This is a genomic window from Sphingomonas qilianensis, assembly GCF_039614825.1.
GTDB classification, from domain to species: domain Bacteria; phylum Pseudomonadota; class Alphaproteobacteria; order Sphingomonadales; family Sphingomonadaceae; genus Sphingomonas; species Sphingomonas qilianensis.
Map to the genome: position 1 here is coordinate 1154790 of NZ_JBDIMF010000001.1, position 15047 is coordinate 1169836.

At 64.0% G+C, this 15047-nt stretch carries 14 protein-coding genes; 8 read left to right on the forward strand and 6 right to left on the reverse strand.

From position 1 onward, the window contains the following. Positions 1-181 precede the first annotated feature (181 nt). The 5 genes from ABC969_RS05660 to ABC969_RS05680 all read right to left on the reverse strand — a co-directional run bounded on the left by ABC969_RS05660 (position 182) and on the right by ABC969_RS05680 (position 5107). A complete protein-coding gene (locus ABC969_RS05660) occupies positions 182-1261 on the reverse strand; it encodes an MBL fold metallo-hydrolase (protein ID WP_345863558.1) in 1080 nt (359 codons plus the stop codon). A gap of 70 nt (positions 1262-1331) precedes the next feature. After that, the gene (locus ABC969_RS05665; RefSeq protein ID WP_345863559.1) at positions 1332-2015 is read right to left on the reverse strand and encodes a cell cycle transcriptional regulator TrcR; all 684 of its coding nucleotides are present in this window, start codon (positions 2013-2015) and stop codon (positions 1332-1334) included. A 110-nt stretch (positions 2016-2125) separates the two neighbouring features. Continuing rightward, complete coding sequence (locus tag ABC969_RS05670; protein ID WP_345863560.1) at positions 2126-3148, reverse strand: glycosyltransferase family 4 protein; 1023 nt, start codon at positions 3146-3148, stop codon at positions 2126-2128. Positions 3149-3155: 7 nt separating this feature from the next. Continuing rightward, positions 3156-4034: a UDP-2,3-diacylglucosamine diphosphatase gene (locus ABC969_RS05675; protein WP_345863561.1), complete on the reverse strand. Its 879-nt coding sequence runs from the start codon at positions 4032-4034 to the stop codon at positions 3156-3158. 89 nt (positions 4035-4123) lie between these two features. Then, positions 4124-5107: an NAD(P)H-quinone oxidoreductase gene (locus tag ABC969_RS05680; RefSeq protein WP_345863832.1), complete on the reverse strand. Its 984-nt coding sequence runs from the start codon at positions 5105-5107 to the stop codon at positions 4124-4126. A 122-nt stretch (positions 5108-5229) separates the two neighbouring features. Here ABC969_RS05680 and ABC969_RS05685 point away from each other — a divergent pair, with 122 nt between their 5' ends. The 5 genes from ABC969_RS05685 to ABC969_RS05705 all read left to right on the forward strand — a co-directional run bounded on the left by ABC969_RS05685 (position 5230) and on the right by ABC969_RS05705 (position 11685). Then, complete coding sequence (locus ABC969_RS05685) at positions 5230-5427, forward strand: DUF1192 domain-containing protein (RefSeq protein ID WP_345863562.1); 198 nt, start codon at positions 5230-5232, stop codon at positions 5425-5427. A 138-nt stretch (positions 5428-5565) separates the two neighbouring features. Continuing rightward, complete coding sequence (gene clpA / locus ABC969_RS05690) at positions 5566-7881, forward strand: ATP-dependent Clp protease ATP-binding subunit ClpA (protein WP_345863563.1); 2316 nt, start codon at positions 5566-5568, stop codon at positions 7879-7881. 119 nt (positions 7882-8000) lie between these two features. Then, the gene (locus ABC969_RS05695; RefSeq protein ID WP_345863564.1) at positions 8001-9695 is read left to right on the forward strand and encodes a GGDEF domain-containing protein; all 1695 of its coding nucleotides are present in this window, start codon (positions 8001-8003) and stop codon (positions 9693-9695) included. A 65-nt stretch (positions 9696-9760) separates the two neighbouring features. Further along, on the forward strand, positions 9761-9955 hold the full coding sequence (locus ABC969_RS05700) for a hypothetical protein (protein WP_345863565.1): 195 nt from the start codon (positions 9761-9763) through the stop codon (positions 9953-9955). Positions 9956-9993: 38 nt separating this feature from the next. After that, on the forward strand, positions 9994-11685 hold the full coding sequence (locus tag ABC969_RS05705; protein WP_345863566.1) for a long-chain-fatty-acid--CoA ligase: 1692 nt from the start codon (positions 9994-9996) through the stop codon (positions 11683-11685). Between the two features lie 53 nt (positions 11686-11738). On the opposite strand, the gene ABC969_RS05710 is transcribed toward ABC969_RS05705, so the two are convergent. Continuing rightward, positions 11739-13097, reverse strand: a complete 1359-nt coding sequence (locus ABC969_RS05710) for an NAD-dependent succinate-semialdehyde dehydrogenase (RefSeq protein WP_345863567.1) — start codon at positions 13095-13097, stop codon at positions 11739-11741. A 90-nt stretch (positions 13098-13187) separates the two neighbouring features. Between ABC969_RS05710 and ABC969_RS05715 the strand changes: the two genes are divergently transcribed. The 3 genes from ABC969_RS05715 (at position 13188) to coaD (ending at position 14967) form a co-directional block, all read left to right on the forward strand. Further along, complete coding sequence (locus ABC969_RS05715; protein WP_345863568.1) at positions 13188-13442, forward strand: exodeoxyribonuclease VII small subunit; 255 nt, start codon at positions 13188-13190, stop codon at positions 13440-13442. Positions 13443-13446: 4 nt separating this feature from the next. Beyond that, a complete protein-coding gene (locus ABC969_RS05720; protein WP_345863569.1) occupies positions 13447-14346 on the forward strand; it encodes a polyprenyl synthetase family protein in 900 nt (299 codons plus the stop codon). Positions 14347-14460: 114 nt separating this feature from the next. Beyond that, on the forward strand, positions 14461-14967 hold the full coding sequence (gene coaD, locus ABC969_RS05725; RefSeq protein WP_345863570.1) for a pantetheine-phosphate adenylyltransferase: 507 nt from the start codon (positions 14461-14463) through the stop codon (positions 14965-14967). The last annotated feature ends 80 nt before the right edge of the window (positions 14968-15047 follow it).

Here is a 15047-nt window from a genome sequence, read left to right on the forward strand (position 1 = left end):
GGCGCGAGGCTAACCGCTGATCGAGGTCGCGTCATCAGCCGGGGATCGGCGCTCTGCGGAACAAGGGAGCGCGCACGACGCCACGAAGACCAGGAAGGACCAGCTCATCGCTAACTCCCTCAGCTCAGACCGTGTTCCGTTGGGTCCTTGTATCTTCGTGTCATCGTGCAAAAAATCGTTCTCAAACCGAACGATACCACCATACCCCATCGCGCACGTCCTTCACCGCCCGCCCCTCGACCTCGAGCCGCCGCAGATGCGCCAGCGCCTCGCCGGTCGCCATGCCCAGCATGTCCGGCCCGATCGCGCGGCGGAACAGCCGCCCAAACACATCGACTGCGCGCTTGCCGTCGCCCAGGAACGCATGAAGCTCGTCGAGCCGTTCGCGATGCTCGCGATCCATCGCGTCGAGCCGCGTGTGCAGCCCGGTAAACGGATCGCCATGCCCGGGCAGCACGAGCAGATCGGCGGGCAATGTCTTCAATCTGGCGATCGAGGCAAACCATTCGCCGAGCGGATCGGCATTTGGCTCGGCCACGCCCAGCGACACATTGGGGCTGATCCGAGGTAATACCTGATCGCCGGCGATCAGCACGCCCGCTGCCTCGTTCAGCAAACAGGCATGCTCCGGGCTATGCCCCGACCCCACCACCACGCGCCACGCCGCGCCGCCCAGATCGAGCGTGTCGCCATCCTTGATCCGCGTGTAGCTGAGCGGCAGCGGCGCGACGATACGGCGAAACCCCGCCCAGCCGCGCACAGCGGCGTGCGCAATCTGTTCTTCACTCCAACCGCAGCCGATGCGGAACGCGGTCACCTCATCCGGCACGGCATCGCGCGCATCGGCGATCAGCATCTGCGCGGTCAGCCATTCGCCGCGCGTCATGAGCAGGGGCGCCGCGTGGTGCGCACACATCCAGCCGGCCAAGCCGATATGATCGGGGTGCATGTGCGTGCCGATCATCTTCGTCACACGCACGCCGGCCAGCGGCCCCCTAAAGATCGCCTTCCAGGCATCACGTGCTTCGCTGGTGTTCATCCCGGTATCGACCAGCGCGACGCCCTCGCCGCGCGCATCGGTATCATCGAGCAACCAGCAATTAACGTGTTTCAGCGGCCCGGGAATATGCAGCCGCACCCATCGGATGCCGGCGGCAACGGGCATGACCACGCCAGCGGCGGGCTCGGCGCCTCCGAACGGGTAGGTCAGCCCCTTATGACTGGTGGGAGTAAAGGCATCTGCGGCAGGTTCGGTCGACATAGGTTGCGAGTAGCAACGCGATTGCCGCAACGATAGCCCCTCCCCTGTAGAGAGGGGCTTCGCAAGAAGCTCAGCTCTTGAACAAATTCTCCGCGGTTCGTTCCACCGGTGCGGCCACGCCCTCGCCCGCTTCCGCGGCCTCGGCATCGATCGCCGCCTGCGCGCGCTGCGCGCGCAATTCGGTGATCAGCGCCTCGCGGTCGCCGTCCAGCTTGGTGTCGACCACCGGCTCGAGGCCCGCTGCCTTGCCGGCCTTGGCCACCGCCGCGTCCAGTTCGCGCTGCGTGGTCAGGCCCAAGGTCACCGGATCCTTCGGCGTGATGTTGGCGATGTTCCAATGGCTGCGATCGCGGATCGCGGCGATCGTGGTGCGCGTCGTGCCGATCAGCACGCCGATCGCACCATCAGTGATTTCGGGATGGTTGCGGATGATCCAGGCGATGCCATCGGGCTTGTCCGAACGCTTCGATACCGGCGTGTAGCGCGGGCCCTTGGTACGACGAACCTGCTCGGGTCCCTTGATGATCTGCAGCGCGTAATCCGGATCGGCCTGGCCCTTGTCGATTTCGTCCTGCGTCAGTTCGTGCGCGCGGATCGGATCGCGCCCGGTCAGCTTGGTCGCCGCGGTATCATCGGCGATGGCCTGGATTTCGAGGATGTGCAGGCCGCAGAATTCGGCGATCTGCTCGAACGAGAGCGACGTGTTGTCGACCAGCCACGAAGCGGTGGCATGGGGCATGAGCGGCTGGGCCACGGGCAAGACTCCTAGAAACAGAAAGGGCCGCCCCTTTCGGAGCGGCCGCGCTGCGCCGTGATGTACTGCTTCTGGCCCGGACTAGCAAGGCGCGTGCTGGCCGGAAACGCTCAGGCGGCGATGGCTTCGGGATAGACCGGCACCAGCGCGGAGAGGAACTGCTGCGCGCTTGCTTCCCAAGTGAAGCCGGCGCCGAACGCGGCGCAGGCGGCGCGGTCGCATGTCAGCGCGCGATCGATCGCCGCGTCGAGATCGTCGTCCATCGCCCCCACCGCGTCGGTGAGCACGTCGATCGGCCCGGTAACCGGATAGGCGGCGACTGGCGTGCCGCAGGCCAGCGCCTCGATCATTACCAGCCCGAACGTGTCCGTGCGGCTGGGGAAAACCAGCACGTCGGCGGCGGCGTAAGCGGCGGCCAGCGCCGCGCCGTAGAGCGGGCCGAGAAAGTGGGCGTCCGGATATTGCGCCTGTAAGGCAGCGCGCGCGGGCCCGTCGCCGACCACCACTTTGCTGCCGGGGTGAGGGCTGTCCAGGAACGCCGCGATATTCTTCTCCACCGCGACGCGCCCAACGTGCAGCATGACCGGCCCGGGCAAGACGACGATGGCCGGGTCCGGCGCGACCTGCGCGGTGAAAATGGTATGGTCGACGCCCCGGCCCCAGGGGCGGACATGCCCCAGCCCGTGCCCCGCCAGTGTCTCGGCAATCGAGCGCGTAGAGGCGAGAATCGACTGCGCCGGCGCGTGGAACCAGCGGATATAGCGCCAGATCCATTCCGGGTTCACGCCGGTGCGCGCCGCGACATAATCGGGGAATTGCGTGTGATAGGCGGTCGTAAACGGGAAATGATGCGCCAGGCACCAGCGGCGTGCAGCAAGGCAGACCGGCCCCTCGGTGGAAAGGTGGATGGCATGCGGTGCGAACGCTTCCAGCATCCGGCCAACCGCGCGCGTGCGCGCAAAGGCCAGTCGAATCTCGGGATAGGTCGGGCAGGGCATCGACACGAACAGATCGGGCGACACGACCAGCACGTGGTGTCCCTGCGCGCGCAACTCGGCGCTCACCGCCTGCAAGGTCCGCACCACCCCGTTGACCTGCGGGCTCCACGCATCGGTGACGATCGCGATGCGCATGCCGCGCTCAGGCCGCCAGCATCGCGATTTCCGGCGCCGGCACCACGTCGCGCGCGGCGATCTCGTCGGCCCAGTGCAGCACTTCCATCCGCCCGTCGAAATGTTCGACCAGGGCAGTGCAGCCTTCGACCCAGTCGCCATCGTTATAATATTCGATGCCATCGATATCGCGATATTCAGCGGTATGGATATGCCCGCATACCACCCCATCGACGCCCTTATGCGCCGCGGCCTGCGCCACCACTTCCTCATAATTCGAGATGAACTCGACTGATTTCTTGACCTTGGCCTTGGCGTGCTTGCTGAGCGACCAATACGGCAGGTTGAAGAAGCGGCGATACGCGTTGAGGCCACGATTGAGCGCCATCAGCAGATTGTACGCCGCATCGCCGACATGCGCCAGCCAGCGGTGCGCCAATGTGATCGCATCGAACTCGTCGCCATGCAGCACGAGCAGCGCGCGGCCATCGGCGGTGTTGTGGATCGCCTGGCGACGAATCTCGACCCCACCGAAATCGAGCCCGACAAACTGCCGGAACATCTCGTCATGATTGCCCGGAATATACACCACGCGCGTGTTGCGTTTGGCGCGCTTTAGCAGCCGCCACACGACATCGTTATGCGCCACCGGCCAGTAGAATTTCTTGCGCAGCCGCCAGCCATCGACGATATCGCCAACCAGATATAATGTCTCGCTGTCGACATGATCGAGGAAATCGATCAGCATCGCCGCGTTGCAGCCCCGCGTGCCGAGGTGCACGTCGGAGATCCAGATCGTGCGAAATTGCCGGCGACCGGCAATGGTCCGCTCGGGGATTGCCGGCTGCGAATTGGCGAAATCCGCCAAATCCGCGAGATTGTCCAACCCGATCCTGACGACGCTCATCCTGCCTGCCTCGCATCATTCGTGATGCGAGGCCTATGCCCGAACATTGTTACAATACGACTCGTAGCGCCATGGATCGCGGGACCGCCTTATCCCTCCATCACCAGCACGATCTTGCCGACATGGTCGCCCGCTTCCATCCGCTCATGGGCCTTCGGGGCATCCGCGAACGGAAAGATTGCGTCGATCACGGGCTTGAGCCGGCCCGCTTCGACATGCGGCCACACGGTACGCGTCAATTCCTCGGCGACGAGCGACTTGAACGCAGTGTCGCGCGGGCGCAGCGTCGATCCGGTCAGCGTCAGGCGGCGGCGCATGATGTCGAACAGCGGGATCGTCGCTTGCGCACCGCCCTGTACGGCGATCGACACATGGCGGCCGTCCTCGGCCAGGCATTGCAGATTGCGCGGCACATACTCGCCGCCGACCATGTCGAGCACGACCTGCACGCCCCGCCCTTCGTTGATCGTCTTGACCGACGCGACGAAATCCTGATCCTTGTAATTGATCGCGTGATCCGCGCCGAGCGCCACCGCCGCCGCGCATTTTTCATCCGAACCGGCCGTCACGATGATCGTCACCCCGAAGAGGTTGCACAGGCCGATGGCCATCGTGCCGATGCCGCTGGTGCCGCCATGGACGAGCACCGTATCGCCCTCGGCGGCGTAGCCGCGCTCGAACAGATTGGTCCACACGGTGAACAGGGTTTCGGGCATCGCGGCGGCCTCGACCATGCTCAGCGCCTCCGGCACCGGGAGGCACTGACCCCACGGCGCGACGGCATATTCGGCATAGGCACCGGCGGTAATCAACGCGCAAACCGGCTGCCCGATCATTTCGGGCATCACGCCCTCGCCCACCGCGACGATCGTGCCGGCGATTTCCATGCCAAGGATCGAGGATGCGCCGGGCGGCGGCGGATACAGCCCCTTGCGCTGCATCACTTCGGGGCGATTGACGCCCGCGGCAGCGACACGGACCAGCACCTCGTCCGGCCCCGGCTTCGGCACCGGGCGCTCAACAAGAACGAGCACCTCGGGGCCGCCGGGCGATGCGGGATCGATCGCTCGCATCATGGTTGGTATCTCGCTCATTCGTCCACCGCCCTAATTTGCCACTGAGATTCTTTGGGACGCTGGATCCCCTGCGGCGGTTCTTATTGACATCGGTATCCAGAGGGTCAACTTTCTTCCCCATGGATCTGGACGAGATTTTCGCCGGCAAACCCGATGACCCGCTGACCGCGCTGACGCGGCAGGATCTGGATCCTTTGTCCGTCGCCGAGCTGGACGCGCGGATCGCGGCGCTGGAGGCCGAGATCACACGCACGCGGGGCAAAAAGGATCGTGCCGTTCATCACCGCGCAAGCGCGGATGGCCTATTCAGGCGATGAACGCGCAACGCGCCAGCAAGAGAATGTGTGGGCGTGTTTTTCAAGTGCTTGATGCGGGCGGTTCGCCTCCCGACATAGTGGGAAAGGGCCGCACAGTGTTTGTGGCCTGCCCCAATGTACTCTGGGAGTAATCTTGACATGCCATCTTTCGCCTCTGCGCTGGAGACCACGCTCCACAAGGCACTCGAAGCCGCTTCATCGCGCCGCCATGAATATGCCACGCTGGAGCATCTGCTGCTCGCGTTGATCGATGACGAGCACGCCAGCAAGGTGATGCTGTCGTGTGGCGTGGAGCTCGACGAACTCAAGACGACGGTCGCGCATTATCTCGATACCGAACTGGAAGCGCTGAAGGTTGACGCAGCCACCGATCCGTCGCCGACCAGCGGGTTCCAGCGCGTCGTGCAGCGTGCGATCCTCCACGTGCAGTCTTCAGGCCGCGACGAAGTAACCGGCGCCAATGTGCTGGTGGCCCTGTTCAGCGAGCGCGAGAGCTATGCGGTCTATTTCCTGCAGCAGCAGGATATGAGCCGCCTGGATGCGGTCAGCTTTATTTCCCATGGCGTCGGCAAGGGCGGCGCAGCACCGGAGACACGCGACGTGAAGGGTGCCGAGGAAGAGAAGCCGGCCAAGCCGGGCGAGAAGGGCAAGAGCGAGAGCGCGCTCAAGCAATTCTGCGTCGATCTCAACGAGAAGGCCAAGAACGGCAAGGTCGATCCCCTGATCGGGCGCGGCCCTGAGGTGGATCGCACGGTGCAGATCCTGTGCCGCCGCTCGAAGAACAATCCACTGTATGTCGGCGATCCCGGCGTCGGCAAGACGGCAATCGCCGAGGGCCTGGCGCGGAAAATCGTCGAAGGCGATGTGCCCGAGGTGCTGCTGCCGGCCGTGATCTATTCGCTCGACATGGGCGCGTTGCTAGCCGGCACGCGCTATCGCGGCGATTTCGAGGAACGGCTGAAGGCTGTCGTCACCGAGCTCGAAAAGATGCCCGACGCGATCCTGTTTATCGACGAGATCCACACCGTGATCGGTGCCGGCGCGACCAGCGGCGGCGCGATGGATGCCTCCAACCTGCTCAAGCCGGCTTTGTCGGGCGGCACGATCCGCTGCATCGGATCGACCACCTACAAGGAATTCCGCAACCACTTCGAGAAGGACCGGGCGTTGCTGCGGCGTTTCCAGAAGATCGACGTCAACGAGCCGACCATCGAGGATACGATCAAGATCCTGACCGGCCTGCGCACCGCGTTCGAGGACCATCACAAGGTGAAATATACGTCCGATGCAATCAAATCGGCGGTGGAACTGAGCGCGCGCTATATCAACGACCGCAAACTGCCGGACAAGGCTATCGACGTGATCGACGAGGTCGGTGCGATGCAGATGCTGGTGGCGCCGAACAAGCGCAAGCGCACGATCACCACGCGCGAAATCGAAGCCGTGATCGCGACGATGGCGCGGATACCGCCAAAGTCGGTATCGACCGATGACACGAAGGCGCTGGAATCGCTGGAAATCGATCTCAAGCGTGTCGTGTTCGGGCAGAATGCGGCGATCGAGAAACTCGCTTCGGCGATCAAGCTTAGCCGTGCGGGTTTGCGTGATCCGGAAAAGCCGATCGGCAATTACCTGTTCACCGGGCCGACCGGCGTGGGCAAGACAGAGGTCGCAAAGCAGCTCGCCACGATCATGGGCATCCCGCTGCAGCGCTTCGACATGTCCGAATATATGGAGCGTCATTCGGTCAGCCGGCTGATCGGCGCCCCCCCGGGCTATGTCGGGTTCGATCAGGGCGGTCTGCTCACCGACGCGATCGATCAGCAGCCGCATTCGGTGCTGCTGCTCGATGAGATCGAGAAAGCGCATCCCGATCTGTTCAACATCCTGTTGCAGGTGATGGATAACGGGCGCCTGACCGATCAGCACGGCAAGACGGTCGATTTCCGCAACGTCATCCTGATCATGACGACAAATGCCGGCGCATCGGATATGGCGCGCGAGACATTGGGCTTCGGTCAGCTCACCCGCGAGGGCGAGGATGAGCAGGCGGTGCAGAAGATGTTCACGCCGGAATTCCGCAACCGCCTGGATGCGATCGTGCCGTTCGGGTATCTGCCGACCGAGGTTGTCGCCCGCGTGGTCGACAAATTCATTCTGCAGCTCGAACTGCAGCTGGCCGATCGCAACGTGCATATCAATCTGGACGACGAATCGAAGGCGTGGCTGACCACCAAGGGCTATGACAAGCTGTATGGCGCGCGCCCGATGGGCCGCCTGATCCAGGAGAAGATCAAGCAGCCGCTGGCCGAGGAATTGCTGTTCGGCAAGTTGGTCCATGGCGGCGAGGTCAACGTGAAGATGAAGGACGGCGCCTTGTCGTTCGAAATCACCCCTGCACCGCCCAAAAAGCCGCGCAAGAAGGGCAAGGCCGAGGCGGTCGAAGCAAAGTAATCGTTCCTTGCTGACGACAGCGCGGCCCCACCCGGGGTCGTGCCTGTCGTCGGCAATCCATTGCCGCCGGCGATCATCACATTCACACTATCTTTGCTGATCGCGTCTAGGCGATGCGCATGTTGCGCCGCTATCTTTTCGCTTTGCTATACCTGGCATCACTTTGTGCCGGCATGACCCCCGCTGGCGCGGTGGTTACCGCCGGCACCGTGGGGACCGGCATTGAGGTGTGCATCCGCGCCGATTCGATTGGGAGCGATGCCAGCACGCTGCTGCGCCATCCGCGCGGATTCGATTGCACCACCCGACAACGCGACTTTGGCGCGGGCGATTTCTGGGCCATCAGCCAGCCACTGCGGATTGCCGCCGATCAGCCGTTGAACGTGCGCGTTGCCAGCGTTTGGCAGAAGCGCATGACGCTTTACGCCCTGTATGACGATGGCACGCAGGTCAGCGTCGTTACGGATGCGCAAGCGGTGACCCGCGGCCTGCAGCTGGGCGCCATCATGCAGCAAGCATTGCCGCGCCGCGCGGCCAGGTTGGTCCGCCTGCTATGGCACGTCGAAGGCAGTGCCAACACGCGCGGAATCTTGCTGGCACCGACCGTCGCGACCGATCTGCAAGCAGCATCGTCGAACGTAACGATGGCGGCGATTTACGCCGCGTTCGGTGGCATGTGCCTGGCGCTGCTAATCTACAATCTGGGCCTTGCGCGCGCGCTGCAGCATGCGTTCCTGCCCTATTACTGCGCGATGATGACGGGCATGCTGATTTATGCCTTTTCCTCATCCGGGGCACTGGCCTGGGCCATGCCCGACGTGGGCAATAACGAGCGCCTCCGGCTCAATTATGTCATTCTGGCGATGACCGGGGTGGCCGCGATCCTGTTCCTGCGTCATTTTTTCGAAGAGGGTGTGATCCCGCGCTGGCTGGATCGGGTGATCCATTTCGCCTGCATCGTGCTGGCGACGTCAACGCTGGCCATCGTGCTGCTCGCGCCGTGGGAGTTCCGCGCGCTCGACATGGTGTACGCCATGAGCTTTGCCTTGCTGCTGGGGCTGGCCGTCCCGATGATCATTTGCGCCTGGATCAAGCGCAGCGATTTTCTGTATCTGTTCATCATCGCCTGGACGGCGCCGATCGTGCTGGCCATCCTGCGCATCGGCTATGCCATGGATCTGCTGCCGTACAGTTTCTGGCTGGATAATTCGACCATCCTGTCGATGACTTTCGAGGCACTGCTATCGAGCCGGGCGATCGCTTATCGCATTCTGCTGATCACACGGGAGCGGGACACCGCGCGCGCGCAGCAAATCGCCGCCTTGATGCTGGCCGATACGGATCCATTGACCGGGCTGTTGAACCGCCGCGCCTTCCTGCGCGAGGCCATTGGGCGTCCCGGCGAGCAAAAGCTGTTGTTGCTCGATATTGATCACTTCAAACGCGTCAACGACACGATCGGGCATGATGGCGGCGACGAGGTGCTTCGCCTCGTGGCGCGCGTGCTGCGTGCCGCGCTACCCCCCGGCGGGCTGCTGGCACGAATTGGCGGAGAGGAGTTTGCCATCGTTTGTCCGCTCGACGCCGCCCCCGACAGCAGCGAATTGCTAGCGACGCTGCGCAGCGCACGGATGCCATTCGATCTGACCGTGACGGCGAGCATCGGGGTGTGCCATGGCCCGCTGGCCCGGGAGGCCGACTGGAAGACGCTGTATTGCGCCGCCGACAGCGCGCTGTTCGCGGCCAAGCGCGACGGCCGCGATCGGGCCTGCATCGCAGACCTCAGCGCAGGGCTTGGTGCCCTCGCCGCCTGACGTTCGGCTTGCCCGACGATGGCCTGGCGCGTATTGTCTACGCCTACGCCTAAGGAGTCGATGTCATGCGCGAACGCCGGATCGGTCTGATCATTGCCGTCGCGATGCTCCTGCTGCTCGCCGTGCGCCATCCCTCGGCGGACGTTCAGATCCTGACGCATGACGCCACCGACCGCGCACCGGCGCGGATGCAGGCGGCGCTAGATCTCGGCCTGATCGGCGTGTCGGTGCTGATTACCTGGAGCAAAAGGCTCGTCTGAACTTGCAGCACGACGGTTGCCTGCTTACACCGTTGTAAATGACTGATCCGACGACCGCGTGGCTCAACGCTTACCGCCATCCCACCCCGTGGAATACCGATTTTCCTCCGCTGTCGATGGTCGATCTGTTCGACCGCAGCGCCGCCGCGCATAGCGCCGCGCCGCTGATCGATTTTCTCGGCCGGCATTATAGCTATGCCGAGACGCTTGCAGCCGCCAACCGCGTTGCAGCGGGATTGGCAGCGCTTGGCTATGGCCCCGGCGATCGCATCGGGCTGTTCCTGCCCAATGTGCCGCATTATCTCGCGGCCTATTACGGCATCCTCAAGCTCGGCGCGACCGTGGTCAATTTCTCGCCACTCTATACGGTCGACGAGCTTGCCCATCAGGTGACAGATTCGGGCACCAAGTTGCTGTTCACCGTTTCGGCCAAGGCAGTGCTGCCGACCGCGCTGAAAGTGCTCGACCGCAGCGGACTCGACCGGCTGGTCGTGGGTTCGGTGGCGGGCGCGCTACCGGCGGGCAAATCATTGATGTACCGGCTGTTCAAGGGCAAGGAGACGGTAAAGCGACCGGACGATCCGCGCGTCATCGTCTTTTCCAAGCTGATCGCCAATGACGGCAAGCACAGCACACCGCCGATCGACCCGATCAATGATGTCGCGCTGATCCAATATACCGGCGGCACCACCGGTGTGCCCAAGGGCGCGATGCTGACGCACCAGAATTTGTCGGCCAATGCGCGCCAGGTGATGGCGCTCGATCCGCATCCGGGCGAGGCCGATCGCATTCTCGGCGTGCTGCCGCTGTTCCACGTGTTCGCCAACACCTGCGTACTCAACCGCACCGTCCTCAACGGCGGCAGCATCGTGATGCTGCCGCGCTTCGATGCCGGGCAGGTGCTCGCCGCGCTCGGGCGCACCAAGGCCACGGCGTTGCCCGGCGTGCCGACCATGTATCAGGCGCTGCTCGATCATCCACAGGCGGCGACAACCGATTTCACCTCGCTCAGAATCTGTATCTCGGGCGGCGCGCCGCTGTCGGCTGAGCTGAAGGCCAAGTTCGAGGCAACCACCGGCGCCACCGTGGTCGAGGGCTATGGCCTGTCGGAAAGTTCGGGCGTCGTCTCGGCTAATCCTTACGAAAACGAAGGCAAGCCCGGCAGCATCGGCCAACCGCTGCCGGCCACCGAAGTCCGCCTGGTCGACAAGGGCGATCCCACGATCCCCGCACCCGAAGGCGAGCCGGGTGAGGTGATCGTGCGCGGGCCGCAGATCATGAAAGGCTATTGGGGCAAGCCCGACGCCAATAACGAGGTGTTCGTGCCGTTCAATAATCTGGAAGGCTGGCTGCGCACCGGCGATGTCGGCGTGATCGATGAGGACGGCTTTATCCGCATCGTCGATCGCCTGAAGGACATGATCGCGGTCAGCGGGTTCAAGGTATTCCCGAGCCAGATCGAGGCGCTGCTCTACCATCATCCGGCGGTTAAAGAGGCGATGGTGATCGGTCTGCCCGACGCCTATCGCGGCGAGCAACCGCGCGCCTATGTGACGCTCAACGACGGGATCACGGCGACGCCTGATGAATTGCGCGAGTGGATCAATCCGCAGCTGGGACGGCACGAGCGGGTGGATCAGGTGGTGATCCGCCTCACCATGCCCAAGACGATGATCGGCAAATTGAGCCGCAAGGATCTGGTCGCCGAGGTGATGGCAGAAGGCGTCTGACACCTCGCGTCACCCCGGCGGGGGGCCGGGGTGACGTAGCTATGCGCGCTCGCTTACCCCAGCACGGTCTTCAAATTCATGAACTCGTGCAGCCCGTAGGGGCCCAGTTCCCGCCCATGTCCAGAGCGCTTGATTCCGCCGAACGGCGCCTCGGGGCTGCTGGACAGCATCTGATTGACTGCGGTCATCCCGGCCTCGATCTCGCGCTCGAAGCGCTCGCGCTCGGCCGCATCGTTGGTCCATATCGACGAGCCGAGGCCAAATGGCACATCATTGGCCAGCGCGATCGCCGCATCGATATCGTCCACTTTGAACAGCATGGCGACAGGGCCGAACAATTCTTCCTTGGCGACGGCATGATCGATCGGCACGTCGACCAGGATGCCGGTGGACATATACGCGCCCTTGCCCGGCAGGGCCTCGCCGCCGAACAGCAATTTGCCGCCTTCCTTTTGGATCATTTCAAGCTGATCCAGCACGGTCTGGCGCTGCGCCTCGCTCGACAGCGGCCCGATATCGGTGGCCGCGTCCATCGGATCGCCGGCTTTCACCGCCTGCATGCCGGCGGCAAATTTCTCCAGGAACGCATCATAGATATCGGCATGGACGATCATGCGCTTGGCGCAGACGCAGGATTGACCGGTATTCTGCACCCGCGCGGTGACCGCCGTCTTGGCCGCGAGATCGAGATCGGCGGAGGGCATGACGATGAACGGATCCGAGCCACCCAGCTCGAGCACGACCTTTTTCAGCGCGCGACCGGCGGCTTCGGCGACCTTCATCCCCGCGCCCTCGCTGCCGGTCAGCGTCACCGCCGCGATGCGATCATCGGCGATCAGCGCATCGACCTTGTCGGATTTGATCGCGAGATTCTGGAACAGGCCGGCCGGCGCGCCCGCCGCGATCACCATCTCCTCGATGGCGGCACCGACGCCCTGCACGCTGGAGGCGTGCTTGAGCAGCCCGACATTGCCCGCCATGATCGTCGGCGCGAGGAAGCGCACGACCTGCCAATAGGGGAAGTTCCACGGCATCACGGCCAGCACCGCACCGATCGGCAGCCAGCGCGCCGTGGCCCTGCCGCCCGAGGTGGCGATCTCGCGCGGGGCGAGCATCGCCGGCCCTTCCTGCGCATAATGCCTGAAACCGACCGCGCATTTATCGACCTCGGCCAGCGCCGATTTCAGCGTCTTGCCCATCTCGCGGACGGCGATCTCGGCGAGCCGCTGGCGGTTGGCCTCGAATTGCTCGGCGATCGCCGAAAGCAGCGCCGTGCGCGTGGCATAATCGGTCGCGCGCCAGGATTTATAGGCCTGCGCGGCGCGCTGCAGCTTGGTCTCGATCTCGTCCGCGGTCAGCTCGGCAAAGCTCTCGCCAGGCGCGCCGGTGGCAGGGTTGATGCTGGTAAACATGGAAAAAGCTCCTGAAACGTCGCTTGCTCAACGCAGCGCGCGTGCCGTGTATCCTTGACCCCCGTCGCCCGCACAGGCCATAGCGCGGCCATGGATATTAACCCCGTTCAACCTCCCGTCGAAGAGCTGTCGTTCGAAGCGGCGCTGCGTGAGCTGGAGGCGATCGTCGGCCGGCTCGAATCCGGCGACGAGCCGCTGGAAGGCGCGATCGCGCTGTACGAGCGTGGCGACAAATTGCGGCTGCGCTGCAAGGAGCGGCTTGATGCCGCCCAATCGCGCATCGAATCAATCCGTACCGACGCCGACGGCCGCGCTGCGGGCACGCAACCCTTTGCCGCAGGCTGACACTATGGGGGGGGCATCACCCGTGCTGCAGGGAGCGCTGACCGAGGTCGCGCGCGATATCGATGCGCGTTTCGATGCATTGCTCGAGGTGCCGAGCGATCCGCGCGCCGATCTGTACCGCGCGATGCGCCATGCCGCGATCGGCGGCGGCAAGCGGCTGCGGCCGTTGCTGGTGCAGGCAACCGCGCAATTGTTCGCGGTGGATCGCGATTGCGCCGGGCGCGCGGGGCTCGCGATCGAATGCATCCATGTCTATTCGCTGACTCACGATGATCTGCCGGCGATGGACAATGACGATATGCGCCACGGCAAGCCCGCCGCGCATGTCGCGTTTGGCGAGGCAACGGCGATCCTTGCCGGCGATTGCCTGCACGCCTTGGCCTTCGACGTGCTCGCCGATCCGGCGACGCATGCCGACCCGTTCGTCCGCGCCGAGCTGATCGCCGATCTGGCGCGCGCTTCCGGCCCGAACGGCATGGCCGGCGGGCAGATGATGGATCTTGAAGCGGAAAAATCGAGCTTCGATCTGCCCACCGTCACCCGCCTGCAGGCGATGAAGACCGGCGCGCTGATCGCGGCGTCGGTCGAGGCCGGCGCAATCCTCGGTCGGTTGCCGATCGAGGGGCGCACGAGTCTGCGCGGTTATGCCCGCGATCTCGGCCTCGCTTTCCAGATCGCCGACGACATTCTGGATGTCGAGGGCGATCAACAGCTCGCCGGCAAGGCGCTGCGCAAGGATGCGGCGGCGGGCAAGGAGACGTTCCTGTCGCTGCTCGGGCTCGATCGGGCCCGTGAGCAATTGCGCATGCTGGTTGATCAGGCGATCGCGCATCTGCACGCCTACGGCCCGGAAGCGGACGTGCTGCGCGATATAGCGCGCTTCGTGATGACGCGCGATCACTGACCTTCCCGTCACCCCAGCGAAGGCTGGGGTCTCTGTGGGGCGTACGTCGCGCTCGCCTCACGAAGATCCCAGCGTCCGCTGGGATGACGGCTTCTCGGTTTGGGAGCTAATGACATGACCACCCGCATCGGCGTTTATCCCGGCACGTTCGACCCGATCACGCTCGGCCATACCGACATCATCCGCCGCGGCGCGAAACTGGTCGATCGGCTGGTCGTCGGCGTCACCACCAATGCCTCTAAATCGCCGATGTTCAGCATCGCAGAGCGCATGGCGATGGTGCAGCGCGAGGTCGAGGAGATTGGTGGTGATATCGATGTGGTCAGTTTCGATTCGCTGCTGATGGATTTCGCCGAACGCCAAGGCGCCAAAGTGATCGTCCGGGGCTTACGCGCCGTCGCCGATTTCGAATATGAATATCAGATGGCGGGGATGAATCAGCAGATCAATCCGCGCGTCGAAACGGTGTTCCTGATGGCCGATGTCGCGCTGCAGCCGATCGCCAGCCGGCTGGTCAAGGAAATCGCATTGTACGGCGGGGATATCGGCAAGTTCGTGCCACCACGCGTCCAGACCGAAGTTGCCGCCCGCGTAGCCACGATCGGCCGCAAAGGGAGCTGAGCGGCGCGTCTGACGTTCAGATTGGCGCAAGCCGGGATTTGCTCTAGACGCCGGGCTACTGCCGAAATTGTCGCGGGGAT

Bases quoted from the DNA above. Each gene is read 5' to 3' on its own strand.
- ABC969_RS05670 (WP_345863560.1), bottom strand. From the start codon at position 3,148: ATGCGCATCGCGATCGTCACCGATGCGTGGAGCCCGCAGGTCAACGGG.
- ABC969_RS05715 (WP_345863568.1), top strand. From the start codon at position 13,188: ATGGATATTAACCCCGTTCAACCTCCCGTCGAAGAGCTGTCGTTCGAA.
- ABC969_RS05720 (WP_345863569.1), top strand. From the start codon at position 13,447: ATGGGGGGGGCATCACCCGTGCTGCAGGGAGCGCTGACCGAGGTCGCG.
- ABC969_RS05675 (WP_345863561.1), bottom strand. From the start codon at position 4,034: ATGAGCGTCGTCAGGATCGGGTTGGACAATCTCGCGGATTTGGCGGAT.
- ABC969_RS05695 (WP_345863564.1), top strand. From the start codon at position 8,001: ATGTTGCGCCGCTATCTTTTCGCTTTGCTATACCTGGCATCACTTTGT.
- ABC969_RS05710 (WP_345863567.1), bottom strand. From the start codon at position 13,097: ATGTTTACCAGCATCAACCCTGCCACCGGCGCGCCTGGCGAGAGCTTT.
- ABC969_RS05700 (WP_345863565.1), top strand. From the start codon at position 9,761: ATGCGCGAACGCCGGATCGGTCTGATCATTGCCGTCGCGATGCTCCTG.
- ABC969_RS05685 (WP_345863562.1), top strand. From the start codon at position 5,230: ATGGATCTGGACGAGATTTTCGCCGGCAAACCCGATGACCCGCTGACC.
- ABC969_RS05660 (WP_345863558.1), bottom strand. From the start codon at position 1,261: ATGTCGACCGAACCTGCCGCAGATGCCTTTACTCCCACCAGTCATAAG.
- ABC969_RS05705 (WP_345863566.1), top strand. From the start codon at position 9,994: ATGACTGATCCGACGACCGCGTGGCTCAACGCTTACCGCCATCCCACC.
- ABC969_RS05680 (WP_345863832.1), bottom strand. From the start codon at position 5,107: ATGCGAGCGATCGATCCCGCATCGCCCGGCGGCCCCGAGGTGCTCGTT.
- clpA (WP_345863563.1), top strand. From the start codon at position 5,566: ATGCCATCTTTCGCCTCTGCGCTGGAGACCACGCTCCACAAGGCACTC.
- coaD (WP_345863570.1), top strand. From the start codon at position 14,461: ATGACCACCCGCATCGGCGTTTATCCCGGCACGTTCGACCCGATCACG.